This is a genomic window from Sphingomonas gei (assembly GCF_004792685.1).
GTDB lineage: Bacteria > Pseudomonadota > Alphaproteobacteria > Sphingomonadales > Sphingomonadaceae > Sphingomonas > Sphingomonas gei.
The window spans coordinates 60718-82165 of record NZ_SRXT01000001.1 but is presented as its reverse complement, the minus strand read 5'-3'; the positions used below and the strand labels follow the sequence as shown (position 1 = coordinate 82165).

The window sequence follows — 21448 nt, the reverse complement described above, 5'->3', positions numbered from 1 at the left end:
ACCCTCAGCGGCGTTCGCGCAGCGCAGTCTTGAGCTGATCGGGCGTGAACGGCTTGGCGAGAAAGCGGACGTCGGGGCTTTCAGCGGCGTTGAGATCGGTCTGCGCGTAGCCCGTGATGATCAGCGCCGGAAAATCGGGGTGATCGCCGCGGACCTGCCGCACCAGTTCGGCGCCCGACATGCGCGGCATCGCATAATCGGTGATCAGCAAGTCGAACGCCGACGGATCCTGCCGGAACAGCTCGAGCGCCTGCACCCCTTCGGTGACGTGGATCACATGGTGCCCCAGATCCTCGAGCAGCGCCGCGGTGGTCGCGCGGACGCCGTCATGATCGTCGACCAGCAGGATATTCAGCGCCGCGGTCGCATCCATGGACTCGTCCGGGACTGCGAGAACCATATCCGTCGTGGTTTCCGGCGCACGCGGCAGCCAGATTTCGACGCTGGTACCCTTGCCGAGCTCGCTGTCGACGCGGACTTCGCCGCCCGATTGCTGGGCAAACCCGTAGACCATGCTGAGCCCGAGCCCGGTGCCCTTGCCCACCGGCTTGGTGGTGAAGAAGGGTTCGAGCACTTGCTGGATCAATTCGGGCGCGATTCCGCAGCCGGTGTCGCCGACACCGATCACGACATAGTGGCCGGGCTGCAGGCCAGTGCGGCCGACTTGCTCGACGATCTCGCGATCCTCCGCGACGACGGTGACCACGCCGCCCTCGGGCATCGCATCGCGTGCGTTGATGATCAGGTTCATCACCGCGAGCTCGAGCTGCGCGGAATCGGCATAGACCGGCGACAGTCGATCGGAGAGATCCCATTTGAGCTCGACCATCCCGCCCAAAGTGTGTGCGAGCAGGCTCGTCACCGATTGCGCCAGGCGCGTGATCTGGATCGAGGCCGGCTCGAGCTTCTGGCGACGCGCGAAGGCCAGCAGATGCTTGACCAGCTCGGCCCCCTGCTCGGCCGCATGGCGAGTCATGCCGACGATCTTCGCCTGGTCGTCGGTCAGCGGAACGCGGCGCTCGATCATGCCCAGCCCGCCGAGCACCGCGGCGAGCAGGTTGTTGAAGTCGTGCGCGATGCCGCCGGTGAGCTGGCCGATCGCATCCATCTTGCGTGCCTGGGTGAGCTGACTCTCGAGCTCCTTGCGATCGGTCACGTCGAGCAAGGTCCCGGCAAACTCGACCGGATTGCCGAACGAATCGCGCAGCAGCACTGCCTGGTCGAGGAAGTGCTTGTAGTGGCCATCGGCGCACTGCCAGCGATACTCGACCGACAGCGACTGGCCCGAGCGGCGCGCGCCCAGCGCCTCGACGGCGCGTTCGCGGTCCTCGGGATGCAGCCGTTCGACCCACAGGCCCGGCGCGGCCTGGATGTCCTCGAAGGCATAGCCGGTGAGCGCGGGGAAATTGCCGCTGACGAACTTGGGAATCCGCGGATCGGCGTCGACTTCCTCGAGATAGAGGATGATCGGCAGCGATTCGATGATCGCCGCCTGGCGCTGCTCGGCGAGGCGGAGTTCCTGCTCGACGCGGAGACGCTCGGCATTGGCGCGCAGATTGGCGTCGAGCAAAGCCTGCTCCTGCCGCGCCTTGCGCTGGATTTCGCGCCGCATCAGGTACAGATCGACGAACACCGCGACCTTCGAGCGGATCACCACCGGCTCTACCGGCTTGAACACATAATCGACCGCGCCCATCGAATAGCCGCGCAGCAGATGCTGGCTCTCCTTGTTGACCGCCGAGAGGAAGACGATCGGCACGCGCTTGGTCTGCTCGCGCGAGCGGATGATCTGCGCGGTCTCGTAACCGTCGATGCCCGGCATGTAGACGTCGAGCAGGATCACTGCGAATTCGGTCTTGAGGAGCTGGCGCAGCGCCTCCTCGCCCGAATTGGCGACAACGACGTCGGCGACGTCTTCGAGCACATGCTTGATCGCCAGCAAATTGCGCTCGTCATCGTCGACGACGAGCACCTTGGCGCGATCTTCGGCGGCTTCGGGTTCGGTCACCAGCGTTGCCTCGGCGATCGTCGCGGTGCGGGGCGGCGGAATCTTCGCGCTCATTCGCACCTCAGGTCCGCTCTGCCAGGATCAGGCCGCCGTCCGCCGCCGCGTCGCGCGACCGGCCGATCCACACCCGCAGCAACGCCAGCAGCAAGTCGATGTCGACGGGCTTGGCGATATAGTCGGAAGCGCCGGCGTCGAGGCATTTCTGCCGGTCGCCCTTCATCGCCTTGGCGGTCACTGCGATCAGCGGCAGATCGGCGAGCTCGGGGCGCTTGCGGATCTGCTGCATCGTCTCATAGCCGTCCATTTCGGGCATCATGATGTCGATCAATGCGATGTCGATCCCCGGGGTCTGCTCGAGGATGACGATGCCGTCCCTGCCGCCTTCGGCATGGAGCACTTCGACGCCATAGCTCTCGAGCACGCTGGTCAGCGAGTAGATGTTGCGGATGTCGTCGTCGACGATGAGGATCCTGGTGTCCGAAAGCTCGGGCACCGCGCGCGCCGCCTGGACGACCTGATCGGTCTGTTCCGGAACCAGCGCCACGACCTGGGGCGACTCCGAAACCCGCTTGGCGAGATCTTCGAACACCGCCACCAGCGCATTGCGATCGGCCGGCTTTTCGGTGACCCCGAACGCGCCGAGATCGATCGCCTTGCCGACCTTGTCGGCGCCCGAGATGACGTGGATCGGCACGTGCCGCGTCTGCGGATCGTGCTTGAGCAAGTCGAGCAGCACGAAACCGTCGATGTCGGACAGGCCGAGATCGAGCGTGATCGCGTGCGGCTGGAGCTTGCGCACCATCGCCAGCGTCCCCGCGCCGGCGCCGGAGACCACGCCCTTGAGCCCGGCGCCGCGCGCGATGTCGAGCAGGATCGAGGCAAAGGTGGGGTCGTCCTCGACGATCAGCACGAACGGCTCGCCGGCCAGATTGTCGCGATCGTCGCTGAGATCGAACGGACCTGGCAAGGCAGTCGGCACCGTCGCACCGCTATTGTCGTAGCGCGCGGGCGTGCCGGTCTGGACCAGCTGGGCGGGCGCGATCGCCTGCAGCGGCACGAACAGGGTGAAGGTCGAACCCTCGCCCGGCTTCGAGCGCACCTGCAGTTCGCCGCCGAGCAGACGCGCGATCTCGCGGCTGATCGACAGGCCGAGCCCGGTGCCGCCATATTTGCGGCTGGTGGTGCCGTCGGCCTGCTGGAACGCCTCGAAGATCAGCTTCTGCTTGTCCTGCGGGATGCCGATGCCGGTATCGGTGACGGCGATCTCGATCGCAGTGTCGACGCCGCGCAGCACCGGATGGTTGGTGCTCCACCCCTTGGTCGCGGCGCGCAACGCGAGCGTGACGCTGCCCTTGGCAGTGAATTTGAACGCGTTCGACAGCAGGTTGAGCACGACCTGCTGGAGCCTTTTCTCGTCGGTGCGGATCGCCGCCGGCAGGCCGGGATCGAACTCGACGATGAAGTCGAGGCTCTTGTCCGCCGCGAGCTGGCGGAAGGTGCGCTCCATGTGCTGCTTGAGCCCCGCCATCGGCATTTCGCCGATCTCGATCGAGACCGTGCCCGACTCGATCTTCGACAGATCGAGAATGTCGTTGATCAGGTTGAGCAGATCCGACCCGGCGCCGTTGATCGTCCGCGCGAACTCGACCTGCTTGTCGTTGAGGTTGCCCTGCGGATTGTCCGACAAGAGCTTCGACAGGATCAGCAGCGAGTTTAGCGGCGTGCGCAGCTCGTGGCTCATATTGGCGAGGAATTCGGACTTGTACTTGGAGGTCAGCGCGAGCTGCTCGGCCTTCTCCTCGAGCGCGCGGCGCGCCATCTCGATCTCGAGATTCTTGGCTTCGACCTGCTTCTTCTCATTCTCGAGCAGCTGCGCCTTTTCCTGCAGCTCCTCGTTGGTGTTGTGCAGCTCTTCCTGCTTGGTGGTCAGCTCGGTCTGGCGCGCCTGCAGCTCCTGGGTCAGCAGCTGCGACTGCTTGAGCAGCCCCTCGGTGCGCATCGTCGCGGCGATGGTGTTGAGCACGATGCCGACCGACTCCATCAGCTGGTCGAGGAAGCTCTGGTGCGTCTCGTTGAACTCGCCGAACGAGGCGAGCTCGATCACTGCCTTGACGTCGTCCTCGAACAAGGCGGGCAGGATCGCGACATTGGCCGGCGCGGCATGGCCGAGACCCGAGCCGATGCGCAGGAAATCGCTCGGCACATGCTCGAGCACGATCGCGCGCTTGTCCGCCGCGGCCTGGCCGACCAGCCCTTCGCGTAGCGCGAACTTGGCCTTGAGCGCGTCCTTGCTCTCGGCGCCATAGCTCGCCGCCAATTCGAGCACGGTATCGTCGCCCTCGCGGGTGGTGACGTAGAACACGCCATATTGCGCGTTCACCAGCGGCGCGAGCTCGGACATGATCAGGTTCGAGACGGTGGTGAGATCGCGCTCGCCCTGCAGCATGCGGCTGAACCGCGCGAGGTTGGTCTTGAGCCAGTCCTGCTCCGCATTCTTCAAGGTCTGGTCCTTGAGGTTGCGGATCATCTCGTTGATGTTGTCCTTCAGCGCGGCCATCTCGCCCGAGGCTTCCACTGCGATCGAGCGGGTAAGATCGCCCTTGGTCACCGCGGTCGCCACATCGGCGATCGAGCGAACCTGGTTGGTGAGATTTGCCGCGAGCTGATTGACGTTATCGGTGAGATCGCGCCACAGGCCGGCGGCGCCCGGTACGCGTGCCTGGCCGCCGAGCTTGCCTTCGATGCCGACCTCGCGGGCCATGTTGGTCACCTGGTCGGCGAAGGTCGCGAGCGTCTCGATCATGAAGTTGATCGTCTCGGCCAGCGCGGCGATCTCGCCCTTGGCGTCCACCGTCAGCTTGCGCTTGAGGTTGCCCTGCGCCACCGCGGTGACGACGTCGGCGATGCCACGCACCTGATTGGTCAGGTTGGTCGCCATCAGATTGACGTTGTCGGTCAGATCCTTCCACGTGCCGCCGACGCCGGGCACCTGCGCCTGGCCGCCGAGCTTGCCCTCGGTGCCCACTTCGCGCGCCACGCGCGTCACTTCCGATGCAAAGCCGTTGAGCTGATCCACCATCGTGTTGATGGTGTCCTTCAATTCAAGAATCTCGCCCTTCACGTCGACGGTGATCTTCTTCGACAAATCGCCGCGCGCCACCGCGGTGGTCACGTCGGCGATGTTGCGAACCTGGCCGGTCAGGTTCGCGGCCATCAGATTGACGTTGTCGGTGAGATCGGCCCAGGTGCCGGCGACGCCGCGCACCTGCGCCTGCCCGCCTAATTTGCCTTCGGTGCCGACCTCGCGCGCCACGCGCGTCACTTCGGAGGCGAAGCCGTTGAGCTGATCCACCATCGTGTTGATCGTGTTCTTGAGCTCGAGAATCTCGCCCTTCACGTCGACCGTGATCTTCTTCGACAAGTCGCCCAGCGCCACGGCGGTGGTCACGTCGGCGATGTTGCGCACCTGGCCGGTAAGGTTCGCGGCGAGATCGTTGACGTTGTCGGTCAGATCCTTCCACGTCCCGCCGACGCCCTCGACCTTCGCCTGCCCGCCGAGCTTGCCTTCCGAACCGACTTCGCGCGCCACGCGAGTCACTTCCGAGGCGAACGAGTTGAGCTGATCGACCATCGTGTTGATCGTATTCTTGAGCTCGAGGATCTCGCCCTTCACGTCGACGGTGATCTTCTTGGACAAGTCGCCGCGCGCCACCGCGGTGGTCACCTCGGCGATGTTGCGGACCTGGCCGGTGAGATTGCCCGCCATCAGATTGACGTTGTCAGTCAGATCCTTCCACGTGCCGGCGACGCCTTCGACCTGCGCCTGCCCGCCGAGCTTGCCCTCCGAGCCCACTTCGCGCGCCACGCGCGTCACCTCCGAGGCGAAGCCGTTGAGCTGGTCGACCATCACGTTGATCGTGTTCTTCAGCTCGAGGATTTCGCCGCGCACTTCGACGGTGATCTTCTTGGAAAGGTCGCCCTTGGCCACGGCGGTGGTCACGTCGGCGATGTTGCGGACCTGGCCGGTGAGGTTCGCCGCCATCAGATTGACGTTGTCGGTGAGATCTTTCCACGTGCCGCCGACGCCGGGAACCTGCGCCTGCCCGCCGAGCTTGCCCTCGGTGCCCACTTCGCGCGCCACGCGCGTCACCTCCGAGGCGAAGCCGTTGAGCTGATCGACCATGACGTTGATCGTGTTCTTGAGCTCGAGGATCTCGCCCTTCACGTCGACGGTGATCTTCTTCGACAGATCGCCCGACGCCACGGCAGTGGTCACTTCGGCGATGTTGCGCACCTGGCCGGTCAGATTGTCGGCCATGAGGTTGACGTTGTCGGTCAGATCCTTCCAAGTGCCCGCCACCCCCGGCACCTGCGCCTGCCCGCCGAGCTTGCCCTCGGTACCCACTTCGCGCGCCACGCGCGTCACTTCCGACGCGAAGCCGTTGAGCTGATCGACCATCACGTTGATCGTGTTCTTGAGCTCGAGAATCTCGCCCTTCACGTCGACGGTGATCTTCTTCGACAAATCGCCCGACGCCACCGCAGTGGTAACCTCGGCGATGTTGCGCACCTGACCGGTGAGATTGTCGGCCATCAGGTTCACATTGTCGGTGAGATCCTTCCACGTGCCGGCGACACCCTCGACGCGCGCCTGCCCGCCGAGTTTCCCCTCGGTGCCGACTTCGCGCGCCACGCGCGTCACTTCCGATGCGAACGAATTGAGCTGATCCACCATCGTGTTGATCGTGTTCTTGAGCTCGAGGATCTCGCCCTTCACTTCGACGGTGATCTTCTTGGACAAATCGCCCGACGCCACTGCGGTGGTCACTTCGGCGATGTTGCGCACCTGTCCCGTGAGGTTGGTCGCCATCGCGTTGACGTTGTCGGTCAGATCCTTCCACGTACCGGCGACGCCGCGCACGCGCGCCTGGCCGCCGAGCTTGCCCTCGGTGCCCACTTCGCGCGCCACTCGGGTCACTTCCGAGGCGAACGAGGCGAGCTGCTCGACCATGGTGTTCACCACCTTGCCGATCCGCAGGAATTCGCCCCGCAGCGGACGGCCATCGATCTCGACGGTCATCGACTGCGACAGGTCGCCCTTGGCCACCGCGCCGATGACTCGCGCGACTTCGGCGGTCGGCTGGACCATGTCCTCGATCAGTTCGTTGACCGAGCGCAACTTGGCTTCCCAGCCGCCGGTGGCGCCGCGGACATGGCCGCGCTGGGTGATCTTGCCTTCCTTGCCGACGACGCGCGACAGCCGCTCATATTCGGCGGTCATCGCCTCTTCCATCGCGACGACTTCGTTGAACAGCGACGCTATCTCGCCATCGGTGCCCGGGAGGTCATCGGGGAGGCGGACGCTGAAGTCGCCGCGGCGGAAGCTGCGGAGCGCGGCGACGAGTTGACGGCGATCGAGGGTGTCGCGAGTAATTTCGACAGTCACCTGGCACTCCTGGCAAGAATCCCGCACGATCGACGCCGCCGAACGGCCCCCCGGCCGGCACCTGCATAGCAACAGCATTGCTGTAGGAAAAGTGAACGCGTGCACGGATTTGGCGCGGGTTGTGGGGGTTTGCCTCGATAGCCCGGAAGCGCCGCGAAACCAGAGGAAATGGCGCCGACGCGCACGTCCCGACCGCCGGTCAGGCAGCCTCGGCCGCGCCGCCGAGCGCGACTTGCTCGACCCAGCAATCCATTTGCCCGGCGATCTTGCTGAGCAGCCCGGCGTGATAATGCGTCACGTCGGCAATCTCGTCGTCGCGTTCGATTAGATGCGCGAGATCGAGCACCCAGACGTTTTCCGGGTTCTCCCGCGCCGCCTTGCGCCACACCGCGTTGAAATGCCGCGTGCGCTCGGGGCTGTGATTGTGGCCGAGGCGATATTTGTCCTCGGGCGCATCCTCGGGCGGCAGCACCACGAGCATCCGCAGACCGCGCTCGATCAGGAAGATGCAGGTGCGGATCACGCACGTCTCATAGAGCCCGATGTCGAGCAGATGCCATTGGTCGCCCCAGCGCCCGTCGAGATAGTCGACCGTCGCGCCATAGACCAGCAAAGGCGGGAAATGCTGGTCCGCGTGGCTGCCGTCGGTCATCATCCGCAGCGCGAACACGCGCGGGTGATTATCGAATTCGATCGCCGGGCGGAAGCGGCTGAAATGCGCGATCCCGCCCGATTGGCAATCGAACATGATCCGGATCGCAGGTTCGGCCGCCACCGTCGGCAGCTGTTCGGCGAAGAGCTGGCCGCGCACCTCGGGGTCGTGAAAGCTGCAATCCTCGATCCAGTCGGGCACGGTGCGGCCGAAGCGGCTGTCCCAGGCGCTGGTATCGATCGCCGGCCAATGCTCGCGCACCTTGCCGAGCGCATATTCCTCGACGCCCATGTGCATGACGCGGCACGAGAAAGTGAAATGCTTCAGCCGCTCGGCCGCGCGGTCTACCATGACGAAGCCGACCAGCCCGTAGCGCCCGTAATCGTCCCAGGCGAAGATCGACCAGCTGTCGAAGCCGACAACGTCCATCACGTCGCTTAGGAGATCCGCCTGCTCGACCCGCGAGCCGCTATAGTTGAGCTGGTTCGAACGATTGATCAGCTCCACGATGCGCGGGGCGAAGTCGAGATTGTCCATCAGATAGGGCGCGCAGGCGCGGATCCCGCAACCGCGCAGGAAATCCTCGTTCGACACCGTCCCTGCCGCCACGCGGTCGCGCTTCTTGCGCTCGAGCAGGCGATAATCGTCGAGGCGGCTGCGGGCACCGGTCTGCAGCGCGAGCAGCCCGGCGAGCTGGTCATCGGCATCGGCGCGGGTGATGTCGAGCGTCTGGATCTCGGGCAGGCAATGGCGCACCTCGGCGAGGTTCAGCGCATTGTCGTCGACGAACAGCACGTTCGCGGGGCGGAGCTGCATGTCCTCGATGATCGCCTGGATCGCCGCGGGCTTTGGCGTGAAGTCGATGTGCGGGAAGACGAATTCGTCCCATAGCCCGTGCCCGATGAGCGCCGCTTTCGCCGTCGCCAGATCGTTCTTCGAACAGATCGACGAAACCACGCCGCGCGCGTTGAACCCGCGGACCAGCTCGGCGCGATGCGCGAGGAGCGCTATAGGATCGCCGTCGGCGAGCGTGCCGCGCCACAGCGTGTCGTCGAGATCCCAGATGATGAGCTTGATCGGTGCGGTCCACATCCTCTCATTGTAGGACGGCCGCGCCTGCTGGCGGCATCGGGCGCAAGCGGTTAGGGGCTTGCCATGCTGCGACTCTCCGGACTCTATCTGCCGCTCGATCATGAACCCGAGGCGCTGCCCGCGGCGATCGCCTGGCGGCTGGGCATCGAGCCGACCGATCTTGTGCGCTTCTCGATCTATCGCCGCGGCAACGACGCGCGGCGGCGCAATGCGATTCAACTGGTCTATACGGTGGATGTCGAGCTGACCGACGAGGCGACGGTGCTGGCGCGGCTTTCCGGCGACAAGGACCTGAAGCCGACGCCGGACATGACGTACAAGTTCGCGACTCAGGCGCCCGCCGATTGGAACGGCCTGCGGCCCGTGGTGATCGGCGCAGGACCGTGCGGACTGTTCGCCGGGCTGATCCTCGCCCAGATGGGGTTCCGCCCGATCATCCTCGATCGCGGCAAGGTGGTGCGCCAGCGGACCAAGGACACCTGGGGGCTGTGGCGCCGCGGCGAGCTCAACCCGGACTCGAACGTCCAGTTCGGCGAGGGCGGCGCGGGCACATTCTCGGACGGCAAGCTCTATTGCCGGGTCAAGGATCCGCGTTTCCTCGGCCGCAAAGTGCTCGAAGAGTTCGTGCGCGCCGGCGCGCCCGACGACATCCTGTGGGAGGCGCACCCGCATATTGGCACCTTCCGCCTCGTCACCATGGTCGAGAGCATGCGCCGCACGATCGAGGAACTCGGCGGCGAATATCGCTGGGAGACGCGCGTCGACGATGTGGAACTCGAGCGCCTGCCCGACGGCAAGCAAGGTCTGCGCGGGCTGCACCTCCACGACGGCAGTTTTCTCGAGGCCGATCATGTCGTTTTGGCGGTGGGCCACAGCGCGCGGCCGACTTTCGAGATGCTTCACCGCCGCGGAGTGCATCTCGAGGCCAAGCCGTTCTCGATCGGCGTGCGCATCGAGCATCCGCAGAGCTGGATCGACCGCGCGCGCTTCGGCAAATGCGCGGGACATCCCGACCTCGGCCCCGCCGCGTACAGCCTCGCGCATCACTGCGCGAACGGCCGCACCGTCTACAGCTTCTGCATGTGCCCGGGCGGACGCGTGGTCGCGGCGACTTCGGAGGAAGGCCGCGTCGTCACCAACGGGATGAGCCAATATTCGCGCGCCGAATTCAATGCCAATTCGGGGCTGGTCGTGGCGATCGACCCGGCGCGCGACTATCCGGGCGGCCCGCTCGCCGGGATCGAACTCCAGCGGCATTGGGAAGACCTCGCCTTCGTCGCGGGCGGCTCGAATTACCACGCTCCGGGACAGAAGGTCGGCGACATGCTCGCCGGGCGTGCTTCCACCGAGCTCGGCGAAGTCGTCCCGTCGTACAAGCCTGGGGTGACGATGACCGATCTGACGCAATGCCTGCCCGACTATGCGATCGAGGCGTTTCGCGAGGCGCTGCCGGTGTTCGGCCGCCAGATCGCCAATTACGACCACCCCGATGCCGTGATGACCGGCGTCGAGACTCGCACGTCCTCGCCGGTGCGGATCACCCGCGGGGCGGACTTTCAGAGCCTCAACGTCGCGCGGCTGTTCCCGGCGGGCGAAGGCGCGGGCTATGCCGGCGGCATTCTTTCGGCGGCGATCGACGGAATCAAGACGGCGGAGGCCGTCGCGCGGAGCATCATGGCAGGCTAGGTCTGTTTCATTTGGGCTGATTCTTGTTCCCCTGCGAAAGCAGGGGTCCAGGATCACGAGCGGTGCGCTCTGGGCTACTGCGTTCGCAGGGGAACTGACCTGCTTCAACTTGAATGGAATCGACTCCAGTCGAGCCCCCCACCGTCATCCCCGCGAAAGCGGGGATCCATCTCCCCGACGTTCCAGAGTTACGACGGCTGTATTTGCAGCGGGCGGCGAAGATGAATACCGCTTTCGCGGAAAAGACATCTGGTTATAGATCAGCTAAATCAGATGCTTGAATGGGTTCGCAATCCAAGTCGGACTAGCTCTTGCAATGTAGGATTTCGCCTGCTGATATCGATGCGCTACCATCAGGCGGCCGCTCTTTGACACTATGGACCCGACCAAAATCCAAGCGCGTCCGGGCCGGACCTTTTTAAATTCCGGCATGGCCCGTTCGTCGCTCGAACATGCGCGACAGTGTGACCCTGGTGTGACTTTCCGTCCGCAAGACGCGCGCGGCTCCCATCCGAGTCCGCAACCTAATCCAGTGCCCGGCGCGCGGCATATTCGATCCGCGCCGTGTCCATCCGCGGCGAATTGGCGAGCACCCATTCGGCCAGCGTCTGCACCGGCTGCAGAAAATCGCGGCCCAGATCGGTCAGCGCATATTCGACCTGCGGCGGCGTCACCGGGGTCACCGTGCGCGAGACGAAGCCGTTCTCCTCGAGATCGCGCAGCGTCGACGCGAGAACCTTCTGGCTGATCTCGCCCACGTCGCGGCGCAGTGCGTTGAAGCGGCGCGGCCCCTGCCCGAGCACGCGCACCACCAGCATCGACCATTTGTCGCTGATCCGCGCAAGCAGACGGCTGATATGCTCACAGCGCGCGCTATCCCCGGCGCAGGCGGTATCCACGGGGTTATCTAGTGTCGCCAAGGTGCCTCCTTGTTGGGCTGAGGCAACACCTAGTAATCAGGTTACCTCGAGAAACCAACATACACGAGGTTACCATGACTGCTAAGCCCCGCATTGCAATTATCGTCGGTTCGACTCGCCCTACCCGTTATGCCGATGCGCCGACGCAGTGGATCCTGGCGCAGGCGCAGGCCCGCGGCGATCTCGATGTCGAGGTCGTCGATCTGCGCGATCATCCGTTGCCCTTGTTCGACGAGGTGGCTTCGAATCTCTGGCTGCCCAGCCAGAACCCCGAGGCGGTCCGCTGGCAGGAGACGATCGCCCGCTTCGACGGCTTCATCTTCGTGGTCGCCGAATATAACCATTCGATCACCGGCGCGCTCAAGAACGCGCTCGACCAGGCCTATAAGGAGTGGATCCGCAAGCCGTTCACTGCGATCGGCTATGGCGGGACCGGGGCGGTGCGCGCCGTCGAGCATCTGCGCATGATCGGCATCGAGCTGCAGATGGTCTCGACCCACGCGACGATCCATATCGGTGGCGGCGACTTCATGGCAGTGCATCCGGCATTCGGGAACAAGCCGATCGAGGAAGTCGAAGCCAGCCTGCTGCCGTCCACCAAGACCGCGCTGGACGAATTGCTCTGGTGGGCCAAAGCGACGATCGCCGCCAAGGCAGCCGACGCCTGACTTGAGACTCGGACGTGCAGCATCGCTGCTGCACGTCCGTGATCACAGCAGGCCTTGCTCGCGATACCAGGCAGCGGTCGCCGCGAGGCCGGCATTGGTCTCGACTTGCGGTTTCCAGACATCCGCCGGCGGGCGGCGCGCGGCGTTGATCACCCAATCCTCGTGGCAGAAATAGGCGACACGATCGGGGGTCAGCTTGGCGCCCTTGCCGCGCACCAGTCGATCGAGATGCGCGCCGGCCATCATCAGCGGGCGCGGCAGCGCGATCGCGGCGACTCGCTTGCCGATCGCGGCACCGATCGCCAGCCCGAATTCCTTGTGCGCCCAGCCATTCTCGCGGCCGTCGTCGCAATCGAACGAGCGGCCGGAATTGTTGCCGCCGGTCAGCGCGAGCAGCAGCCGGCCGAGATCGCCGACTTCGATCACCGAGAGCCGCCCGCCCGGCGGCAGCAACGCGATGCCCTTCTTCGCCAGCTTGAACAGCTCGAGCATCTCCATGTCGCCGGGGCCGTATATCGCCGGCGGGCGCACCACGATCGTGTCGAGCAGCGACTCTTCGACCAAGTGCTCGGCCTCGGCCTTGGACCAGCCGTAATCGGACATGCCGGGCTCGCGCGCCGCGAGCGACGAGACATGGACGAAGCGCCGGACGCCCGCATTCTCGGCAGCGGCGAGGATGTCGCGGGTGCCGTGGATGTTGCCGGTGACGAAGCCTGCGCGATCGGGCGCGTTGACCACGCCGGCGACGTGGATCACGGCGTCGGCGCCGGCGCAAAGCCGCGCGAGCGCCGCGCCGTTGCCGAGATCGCCCGCCACCCATTCGATACGGGCACGCGGCGCCTGCTCCCGCCGGGTGAGCGCGCGCACGTCGTGCCCCGCACCGGTCGCCAGTGCGATCAGGCGCGTTCCGACGAAGCCCGTGCCGCCGGTGATGGCGAGAATGGCCATCTAGAGCAGCGCCATGTGGCTGCGATGGACCAACGTCGAGCGCGGCGCATAGCCCAGGATATCGGCATGTTCGTCGCTGCGCCGGCCAACCAGCCGGGCTGCATCCTCGGCGGGATATTCGGCGAGCCCGCGCGCAAGCGTCCGACCATCGGGCCCGGCGATCGCCACCAGATCGCCGCGCGCGAAATCGCCTTCGACGCGCGCCGCGCCCGCCGCGAGCAGACTCTTGCCGCCGACCAGTGCCCGCGCCGCACCCGCGTCGACATGGATCGTGCCGCGTGCCGTGAGCCCGCCCGCCAGCCAGGCCTTGCGGGCAGGCGCCGCCTTTTCGGCGACGAACAGCGTGTGCCTCGCGCCTGTCGACAAGGGCCGCTCGACTCTACCCGAAGCAATAATGAGATGCGCCCCGGCGGCGTTGGCGATTCGCGCCGCCTGGATCTTGGAGACCATCCCGCCCGAGCCCATGCCCGAGGCCGAGCCCGTGTCCGCCATCGCCTCGACCGCGGCATCGATCCGCTCGATCCGCGCGATATGCTGCGCGCCGGGCAAGGCCGGGTTGCGGTCGTAGAGCCCGTCGACGTCGGACAGCAATACGACGCCCTGCGCGCCCGCCGCCTGCGCCACCCGCGCCGCGAGCCGGTCATTATCGCCGAAGCGGATCTCCTCGGTGGCGACGCTGTCATTCTCGTTGAGCACCGGGACCACGCCGAGCCCGAGCAGCCGATCCAGCGTCGCCGCGGCGTTGAGATAGCGCCGGCGATGCTCGAGATCGTCGAGCGTGACGAGGATCTGCGCCGCGGTCAGCCCTTCGGCGCCTAGCATCTCTGCCCACACCTGGCTGAGCGCGATCTGCCCGACCGCTGCCGCCGCCTGGGCATCCTCGAGGCTGGCGCGGCCTCCCTTGGCAAGACCAAGCCGCCGCGCACCCAGCGCAATCGCTCCCGACGACACCATTGCAACCTGCTGCCCGGCGCGGACGCGCTCGGCGATGTCCGCCGCGATCCCCGCGAGCCATTCCCGCCGCACGCCGCCGTCGGGACCGACGAGCAGCGCCGAGCCGATCTTGACGATCAGCCGGGGGCAGGTAGCGGGGGGGAAGAGATGCATGCCGCGCGGCTTAGCGTGGCGCAACGCCCGCGCCAATCAGTCGCGCGCGAAGATTTCTTCGTGAGGGATGGTGAAGCCCAGAGTCGGGATCGGGATGCCGCGCTCGCCGGAGAACATCTGGTCATGCCAGCCGCCTTGCACCAACCGCTCGCGCGTCCGGCACAGTTCGTTAACGGGATCAACAAATGCAATCGTCTGAACGCTTGCCAGCGCCTGATATTCGTCAAGTTTGGTGCCCTGATCGACCGTGCTGGTGCTTTGCGACAGAACCTCGATGATCACGGTGGGGTTATCGAGCACCTTGCTGCCCATCAGATCCTCGACGGAAGGCTGGTTGCAATAGATCGCGACGTCCGGATAGCGAACGTCGGTCTCGCTCACCTTGACAGCCATATCCGAGCCGTGCGGGCGACAACCACTGCCACGAAGCCTGATCTTGAGCCACGAGAATATATTGCCCTGGACCCACGAATGCTCGTGCGTGCCGCCTGTCATCATGTAGATCACGCCATCGTGAAGCTCGAACTTCTTGTCGGTTCCAAAATCGATTTCTAGGAATTCGTCCGCAGTGATTGCTCGATAGGCAGGATCATGGCGCATGCGGGCTTATCTAACACGGCCCGTAAGGGCAGACCAGAAGGTCTAAACCGGCGACCACTCGATCGCATCCCCGCCTTCGTCGTCGTCGCTCACCGCGCCCGCCTCGGCGCCGATCGCCTCGAGCAACTTGTCGAGCGCCCAGTCGACGCCGACTCCGCTCGCGCCGGAGATCGGGATCACTTCGCCGCCGCTGGCCTCCTCGAGCTCGGCCGAGAGCGCGGCGATCAGTTCGTCGTCGAGCGTGTCGATCTTGTTGAGCGCGACGATGACTCGCTTGTCGGTCAGCCCCGCGCCGTAATTCTCCAGCTCGTCGCGGACGATGCGATAGCTCTCGGCGACGTCCTTGTCGTTGGCGTCGACGAGATGGAGCAACACCTGGCAGCGCTCGATATGGCCGAGGAAGCGGTCGCCGACCCCCGCACCTTCGGCGGCGCCTTCGATCAGCCCGGGAATGTCGGCGACGACGAATTCGCGCTGCTTGTGGCGCACCACGCCGAGCTGCGGCCGAAGGGTGGTGAAGGCATAAGCGCCGACCTTGGCCTGGGCATTGGTGACCTGGTTGATGAAGGTCGACTTGCCGGCGTTGGGCAGCCCGACCAGCCCGGCATCGGCGAGCAGCTTGAGCCGCAGCCACACCCAGGCCTCTTCATAAGGCCAGCCGGTGCCGTGCTGACGCGGGGCGCGGTTGGTCGAGGTCTTGTAGCTGGCATTGCCGCGCCCGCCATCGCCGCCGCGCAGGAAGACGACGCGCTGGCCGATCTTGGTGAGATCCGCGAGCAGCGTCCGCTCGTCATCGTCAGCGAGAACCTGGGTGCCGACCGGCACCTTGATCACCAGATCGTCGCCGCCCCCGCCGGTGCGGTTCGCGCCCGAGCCGCCATGGCCGCGCGGCGCCCGGAAATGCTGGGTGTAGCGGAAGTCGATCAGCGTATTGAGCCCCGCCACCGCTTCGAAGATGATGTCGCCGCCCTTACCGCCATTGCCGCCGTCGGGTCCGCCATATTCCATGAACTTTTCGCGCCGGAAGCTGACCGCACCGGGGCCGCCGCCGCCCGAGCGCACGAAAATCTTTGCCTGATCGAGAAAATGCATAGCGGTCCCTATAGACCATGCCGGCCATCCGTCACCCCATGACAGGCGATCCGTCGTTTCGGGGTGGCGCACATCGGAACCGCGAGTATAGGCTCTTGCTTTACTGAGCGGCGCGCCTCGCGTCGGCAACAACAGGACAGGCGACCGCCGCACCGCATGAATTCGATCGATCGCTACATGACGCGGCTGATCGCGGTTCCGCTGATCTCGACGCTGTTGATTTCGGCGATGCTGCTGGTGCTCGACCGCATGCTGCGCCTGTTCGACTTCGTCGCGACCGAAGGCGGACCGGTCAGCGTCGTGTGGCGGATGCTCGCCAATCTGCTTCCCGAATATCTCGGGCTCGGCATTCCGATCGGGCTGATGCTCGGCTGCCTGCTCGCCTTTCGCCGCCTCGCCACTTCGTCCGAACTAGACGTGCTGCGCGCGGTGGGGATCAGCTACACCCGGCTGCTGCGCGTGCCCTATATGTACGCGATCGCGCTGGCGATCCTGAACCTGGTCATCGTCGGCTATGTCCAGCCGCGCGCTCGCTACAATTACGAGCAGCTCCGCTTCGAACTGCGCACGGGCGCGCTCGGCGCGTCGATCAAGGTCGGCGAATTCACCAATTTCGGCAGCCAGATGACGCTCCGCATCGAGAGCAGCGCCAATGAGGGCCGCGATCTCTCGGGCATCTTCGTGCGGATGACCACCAAGGAGGGCCCGGTCGCGGTGACCGCCGAGAAGGGCCAGTTCCTCCGCGCCGACGATCCCAACACGATCATCTTCAGGCTGACCAAAGGCACGCTGGTTCACACCGCCAAGGGTTCGGCGATCCCGCGCGTTCTAACGTTCGACACGCACAATCTGCCGATCCCGCTCCCCAAATACGAGCAGTTCCGCAAGCGCGGCGACAAGAGCCTCGAGCGCACGCTTCCCGAACTCGCGGTGCTTGGCAAGAGCCACGAAGTGACCGACGTGCAGCGCACCACCAGCCGCGCCGCCTTCCACTTCCGGCTGGCCGAAGTCGTATCGATGTTTCTGCTGCCGATGCTCGCCGCCGCGCTGGGGATCCCGCCCAAGCGCTCGACTTCGGCGCTCGGCGTGTTCCTGTCGATCGTGATGATCGTCACCTATCACAAGGTGAACGAATATGCGCAGGCCATCGGCAGCCTCGGCCACATCGACCCTATCATCGCGATGTGGGTGCCGTTCGCGTTCTTCGCCGGGCTGGTGATCTGGATGTACCATACCGTCGCCTATGTCCCCGGAGGCCAGCCGATTGGCGCACTCGAGAAGGCGTTCGCCAAGGCATGGAGCGCGATCCGCCGGCGCTTGCCCGGCCGCCGCCGCAAGACCACCGAGATCCCGGCATGAACCTGGTCAATTTCTTCCCGTCGCGCACGGTGTCGCTCTACATGGGCAAGATGTTCCTGGTGCGCACCTTCGCCATATTGGCGGGGCTGGTGCTCATCCTGCAGTCGCTCGACCTGCTCAGCGAATCGGGAAAGATCATGGCCTATGCCGGCAACGGCGATGCCGAGGTCCTGCGCTATATCGGCCTGCGCACGCCCCAGATCATCGCGACGTTCCTGCCCTTTGCGGTGCTGCTCGGCACGATCCTCGCGCTGTCGCAGCTCAACCAGAACAGCGAAGTCATTGCGATGAAGGCCTCTGGGCTGTCGGCACATCAGGTGCTGGCGCCGCTGCTGCTCGCCGCGTTCGGCGTGGCCACCTTGTCGTTCGCGTTCAACGACCGCATCGTCGCGCGTGCCACGTCGACGCTCGAACAGTGGAAGAAGGTCGACTATGGCCCGCTCCCCGTCGACCGCGGCGATCGTGCGAACGTCTGGATAAAGGACGGCAGCAACCTGATCTCGGTCGACCAGATCCGCGGCAAGGGCGACGCCGCGCAGCTCTACGGCATCAGCGTGTACGAGCGCAGTGGCCGGTCGCTTCGCGCGATCCTCACTGCGAAGCACGGCGTGCGCGACGGCATAGGCTGGCGCGTCGACGGCGCCCAGCGCTTCGACGTCGCCGCAGGCACGATCACCCCACTTGCCCCAGTGCGCATCGCCGAGGGCGTGCGGCCCGACCAGTTTACGCTGAGCTCCATCACCGCCGACGGGTTGTCCTTCGGCGCGCTGCGCGAAGTGATCGGCGACCTCAAGCTCGCCGGCCGGCCGACCAAGGCGCTCGAAGGCTCCTTGTGGCACAAGCTCTCGGGGCCGCTCTCTTCGGTGCTGATGCCCTTGCTGGGGGCAGTCGCGGCGTTCGGAATCGCGCGCTCAGGCAAGTTGTTCGTCCGGGCCGTGATCGGGATGGCGCTGGGCTTCCTCTATTTCGTCTCCGACAATTTCGCGCTGGCGATGGGCAATCTCGGCGCCTACCCGCCCTTCCTCGCCGCCTGGGCGCCGTTCCTGCTGTTCCTGATGATCGGCGAAGCGGTGTTGCTCAGGACCGAGGAATAGCGATGGCCAGGGGCGAACGTCTCGCACGGCTGGACGAGCGTCGCCTCGAACTCGAAGCGGAATATACCGTCGAACTCATCGCGGCATTGCAGGCTACGGCATCGGGAAAATGGGGGCTGTTTGACCATAATGGCGATCGCTGGACGCGCGTAGCCATTGCTCCGGTCATCGACAGGCTCGGCGAGATCGGCGAGGCAATCGACAAGGCCCGGGCACAACTCGACCTGCAGCCGTTCGAACTTCAACAGCAATTTCTTGCTGCACGAGGCAAGCCAGGCCCCCAAGCGGTCGGCGAACCCAAACAGGCTCGAGCCTGGCTCGATCGTCTCGCCCGTACCGGTGACAGCGCCAGCTGACTTCGCTTTACCCTAGCGGCGCGTGCCCATCGTGCTGCGGGCCAGCTGGTGGACCAGCCCGGGCAGCCCGGCATAGCTCGCTTTGTGATAAGGCGAATCGCGGTCGACCAGCGCGGTCAGGCGGCGATGCGCCTCGGCGAGGTTGTGATACGGCACGCTCGGCAGCAAATGGTGGAGCGCGTGATAGCGCAGCCCCACCGGCGCCCACAATGCGGGCAGCAGCCCCGGCGGCGGCACGTTGACGCTGTCGAGATATTGCGCGGTGACCGTCATCGCCTCGCCTTCATTCTCCCAGAGATGCGCGACCAAGGTGCGGATCTGGTTGATCACGGTGACCGCACCGATCACGCCGAGGAAGATCAGAAAGGCCCTGAGCGGGATCACGTTCGCCGCGGTCAGCGCGAGCAATGCGATCGCCCACAGGCTCGTCGCGATCTCCTGCATAAGCCAGCGGGTACGCTCGGCGCCCTCGGCCGGGCGGCGACGGAAGGAAGGGTTGATCACCAGTCCCGAATAGCGCTCGCGGACAATCCGGCGCAGCGGCGGCACGACCAGCGACAGCGGCGAAAGCACTGCATAGCGCAGCAGCAGGCCCATCGGCGCCAGCGCCGAAATGAGGACGAACAGCGGCAGCGACCAGGGCTTCATCAGCGCCAGCGGCAGATATTCGGGATCCTCGACCGTGCCGTAGCGGGTGCGCGCGTGATGGAGATTGTGGACACCTTCGTACATGAACGAGGGCACCATCAGCGGCACGCCGACCACCACATTCCACCCCAGCCGGAAGCCGGGCAAGTCGCTGTGCTTCAGATGGCTGATCTCGTGGATGAAGAGCAGCGCGCGATACAGCGCGAGCACCGCCACGGTGCCGGCGAGCAGCGCCCAGCCGGTCGACGGCGCCAGGATCGTCGCGGCGAGCGCGCCATAACCGAGCGCCGCGGAGGCCAGCATGTCGCCCCAGAAGATGGCGGGCCGTGCCTTGTGGAGGTCACGCGCGATCTCGGCCGCAGCGCGCAGCATCGCCTTGTCGTCGGCGATGCGCCCTGCGGCGGCACGCGCGGCGGGCGCTGCGGTTTCGCGCAAATCGAGTGCAACTGAGTGGTTCATAAGGGCATCCATTGCCTCCAGATAGTGGCTAGGATGGGGCAATAACAGGGGGATGACGCGGCGCAGCAGGTTCCGCTTGACAAGCACCACCCTCTGGCTGGACTTCGGCGCACTTCTCGCAAAGGCCGCCTGCATGCCCGCTCTCAGCATCCGCCCCGTCGTCACCAAGGCGGACACCAACGCTTTCGTCGAACTCGCTTATCGGCTGAACGGCGATGATCCCAATTGGGTCGCGCCGCTACGCAATGAGGTCAAAGCGACGATCGACCCGAAGAAAAACGGCTGGTTCAGCCACGCCGAGGCGCAGCTCTTCCTGGCGGAGCGCGACGGCAAGGTCGTAGGGCGCATCTCGGCGCATATCGATCGCCTCGCGCTCGAAATGCCGCCCGAACAGGGTTTCGGCCCAGGCACGGGCTTTTGGGGGCTGCTCGAGACGGAAGATGCCGAAGTGGCGAAGGCAGTGATCGCGCAGGCCGAGGCATGGCTCCGCGACAAGGGCATGACGCGCGCGCTCGGGCCCGTCAGCCTGTCGATCTGGGAAGAGCCGGGTCTGCTGGTGAAGGGCCACGACCATCCGCCGACGGTGCTGATGGGGCACCATCCCGCGCGCTATCAGGGCTGGATCGAAGCGCTGGGCTACGCGCCGGCCAAGAAGCTGCTCACCTATGATCTCGACATCACGCAGGAATTCCCGCCGCTCGTCCAGCGCATCATCGCCGCCGGCGAGAGGAACGCGAAGATCCGCATCCGCAAGGTCGACAAGTCGCGCTTCGATCAGGAGGCCGCGATCATCCTCGCGATCCTCAACGATGCATGGTCGGACAATTGGGGCTTCGTCCCGCTGACCCAGCCCGAGATCGACGATGTCGGCAAGAAGCTGAAGCCGCTGGTGTTCGAGGACCTGATCATGATCGCCGAGCTCGAGGGCGAGCCGGTGGCGTTCATGGTCACCCTGCCCGACCTCAACGAACCGCTGAGGCCGCTCAAGGGCTCGCTCCTTCCCTTTGGCTGGCTCAAGCTGCTGCTGTGGCTGCGCAAGCCCAAAGTGCGGACGATGCGCGTGCCGTTGATGGGTGTGGTGAAGCGGCTGCAAAGCTCGCGCATGGCGAGCCAGCTGGCTTTCATGATGATCGAATATATCCGTCGCGAGGCAGTCCCCCGCTACGGCGCGAGCCGCGGCGAGATCGGCTGGGTCCTCGACGACAATCAGGGGATGATCGCCATCGCCGAGACCATCGAGAGCCGGATCAACCGCGAATATCTGATCTACCAAAAGGCGCTCTGAGCAACAGCCCGCGGCGGGAACGCCGGAC

General features: G+C 65.4%; 15 protein-coding genes. 6 read left to right on the top strand and 9 right to left on the bottom strand.

Features of this window, described 5'->3' with window-relative positions; genetic code table 11:
• Window positions 1-4 precede the first annotated feature (4 nt).
• From E5A73_RS00380 to E5A73_RS00370, 3 genes are all read right to left on the bottom strand, one after another.
• Window positions 5-2062 carry a response regulator gene (locus tag E5A73_RS00380; RefSeq protein WP_135961835.1) on the bottom strand — a complete coding sequence of 686 codons (2058 nt, stop codon included), beginning with the start codon at window positions 2060-2062 and terminating at the stop codon, window positions 5-7.
• Window positions 2063-2069: 7 nt separating this feature from the next.
• Window positions 2070-7454, bottom strand: coding sequence for a HAMP domain-containing protein (locus E5A73_RS00375; RefSeq protein WP_240699933.1), 5385 nt, complete (start codon window positions 7452-7454; stop codon window positions 2070-2072).
• Between the two features lie 199 nt (window positions 7455-7653).
• Window positions 7654-9198 (bottom strand): hypothetical protein, encoded by a 1545-nt coding sequence (locus E5A73_RS00370; RefSeq protein WP_135961833.1) that lies wholly within the window; start codon window positions 9196-9198, stop codon window positions 7654-7656.
• Window positions 9199-9261: 63 nt separating this feature from the next.
• Between E5A73_RS00370 and E5A73_RS00365 the strand changes: the two genes are divergently transcribed.
• Entirely contained in the window at window positions 9262-10884 is a 1623-nt protein-coding gene (locus E5A73_RS00365) for an NAD(P)/FAD-dependent oxidoreductase (RefSeq protein ID WP_135961832.1), read from the top strand.
• A gap of 524 nt (window positions 10885-11408) precedes the next feature.
• Here the strand turns inward: E5A73_RS00365 and E5A73_RS00360 are convergent.
• On the bottom strand, window positions 11409-11804 hold the full coding sequence (locus E5A73_RS00360; RefSeq protein ID WP_135961831.1) for a winged helix-turn-helix transcriptional regulator: 396 nt from the start codon (window positions 11802-11804) through the stop codon (window positions 11409-11411).
• A gap of 74 nt (window positions 11805-11878) precedes the next feature.
• Between E5A73_RS00360 and E5A73_RS00355 the strand changes: the two genes are divergently transcribed.
• Window positions 11879-12472, top strand: a complete 594-nt coding sequence (locus E5A73_RS00355; protein ID WP_135961830.1) for an NADPH-dependent FMN reductase — start codon at window positions 11879-11881, stop codon at window positions 12470-12472.
• 42 nt (window positions 12473-12514) lie between these two features.
• Here the strand turns inward: E5A73_RS00355 and E5A73_RS00350 are convergent, their stop codons facing one another.
• Genes E5A73_RS00350 through obgE form a run of 4 tightly spaced genes read right to left on the bottom strand, consistent with a single transcriptional unit; the run spans window position 12515 to window position 16219 of the window.
• Complete coding sequence (locus E5A73_RS00350) at window positions 12515-13420, bottom strand: NAD-dependent epimerase/dehydratase family protein (RefSeq protein ID WP_135961829.1); 906 nt, start codon at window positions 13418-13420, stop codon at window positions 12515-12517.
• Window positions 13421-14527 carry a glutamate 5-kinase gene (gene proB / locus E5A73_RS00345; protein WP_135961828.1) on the bottom strand — a complete coding sequence of 369 codons (1107 nt, stop codon included), beginning with the start codon at window positions 14525-14527 and terminating at the stop codon, window positions 13421-13423.
• Between the two features lie 36 nt (window positions 14528-14563).
• A complete protein-coding gene (locus tag E5A73_RS00340) occupies window positions 14564-15127 on the bottom strand; it encodes a Uma2 family endonuclease (RefSeq protein ID WP_135961827.1) in 564 nt (187 codons plus the stop codon).
• Window positions 15128-15169: 42 nt separating this feature from the next.
• Window positions 15170-16219, bottom strand: coding sequence for a GTPase ObgE (obgE, locus tag E5A73_RS00335; RefSeq protein WP_135961826.1), 1050 nt, complete (start codon window positions 16217-16219; stop codon window positions 15170-15172).
• 156 nt (window positions 16220-16375) lie between these two features.
• On the opposite strand from obgE, the gene lptF reads away from it, so the two are divergent.
• The 3 genes from lptF to E5A73_RS00320 are packed head-to-tail and all read left to right on the top strand — an operon-like array spanning window position 16376 to window position 19028.
• Window positions 16376-17578 (top strand): LPS export ABC transporter permease LptF, encoded by a 1203-nt coding sequence (gene lptF, locus E5A73_RS00330; RefSeq protein WP_206366343.1) that lies wholly within the window; start codon window positions 16376-16378, stop codon window positions 17576-17578.
• On the top strand, window positions 17575-18672 hold the full coding sequence (gene lptG, locus E5A73_RS00325; protein ID WP_135961825.1) for an LPS export ABC transporter permease LptG: 1098 nt from the start codon (window positions 17575-17577) through the stop codon (window positions 18670-18672). The genes lptF and lptG overlap by 4 nt, the downstream gene beginning before the upstream one ends.
• 2 nt (window positions 18673-18674) lie before the next feature.
• Window positions 18675-19028, top strand: coding sequence for a hypothetical protein (locus tag E5A73_RS00320; protein ID WP_135961824.1), 354 nt, complete (start codon window positions 18675-18677; stop codon window positions 19026-19028).
• Between the two features lie 12 nt (window positions 19029-19040).
• Here the strand turns inward: E5A73_RS00320 and E5A73_RS00315 are convergent, their stop codons facing one another.
• Complete coding sequence (locus E5A73_RS00315) at window positions 19041-20135, bottom strand: fatty acid desaturase family protein (protein WP_135961823.1); 1095 nt, start codon at window positions 20133-20135, stop codon at window positions 19041-19043.
• A 133-nt stretch (window positions 20136-20268) separates the two neighbouring features.
• On the opposite strand from E5A73_RS00315, the gene E5A73_RS00310 reads away from it, so the two are divergent.
• A complete protein-coding gene (locus E5A73_RS00310; RefSeq protein ID WP_135961822.1) occupies window positions 20269-21420 on the top strand; it encodes an N-acetyltransferase in 1152 nt (383 codons plus the stop codon).
• Window positions 21421-21448: the final 28 nt, after the last annotated feature.

Coding starts and splice junctions, on each gene's coding strand:
- E5A73_RS00380 (WP_135961835.1), bottom strand. CDS start 2,062: ATGAGCGCGAAGATTCCGCCGCCCCGCACCGCGACGATCGCCGAGGCA.
- E5A73_RS00370 (WP_135961833.1), bottom strand. CDS start 9,198: ATGTGGACCGCACCGATCAAGCTCATCATCTGGGATCTCGACGACACG.
- E5A73_RS00365 (WP_135961832.1), top strand. CDS start 9,262: ATGCTGCGACTCTCCGGACTCTATCTGCCGCTCGATCATGAACCCGAG.
- E5A73_RS00355 (WP_135961830.1), top strand. CDS start 11,879: ATGACTGCTAAGCCCCGCATTGCAATTATCGTCGGTTCGACTCGCCCT.
- E5A73_RS00350 (WP_135961829.1), bottom strand. CDS start 13,420: ATGGCCATTCTCGCCATCACCGGCGGCACGGGCTTCGTCGGAACGCGC.
- proB (WP_135961828.1), bottom strand. CDS start 14,527: ATGCATCTCTTCCCCCCCGCTACCTGCCCCCGGCTGATCGTCAAGATC.
- E5A73_RS00340 (WP_135961827.1), bottom strand. CDS start 15,127: ATGCGCCATGATCCTGCCTATCGAGCAATCACTGCGGACGAATTCCTA.
- obgE (WP_135961826.1), bottom strand. CDS start 16,219: ATGCATTTTCTCGATCAGGCAAAGATTTTCGTGCGCTCGGGCGGCGGC.
- lptF (WP_206366343.1), top strand. CDS start 16,376: ATGAATTCGATCGATCGCTACATGACGCGGCTGATCGCGGTTCCGCTG.
- lptG (WP_135961825.1), top strand. CDS start 17,575: ATGAACCTGGTCAATTTCTTCCCGTCGCGCACGGTGTCGCTCTACATG.
- E5A73_RS00320 (WP_135961824.1), top strand. CDS start 18,675: ATGGCCAGGGGCGAACGTCTCGCACGGCTGGACGAGCGTCGCCTCGAA.
- E5A73_RS00315 (WP_135961823.1), bottom strand. CDS start 20,135: ATGAACCACTCAGTTGCACTCGATTTGCGCGAAACCGCAGCGCCCGCC.
- E5A73_RS00310 (WP_135961822.1), top strand. CDS start 20,269: ATGCCCGCTCTCAGCATCCGCCCCGTCGTCACCAAGGCGGACACCAAC.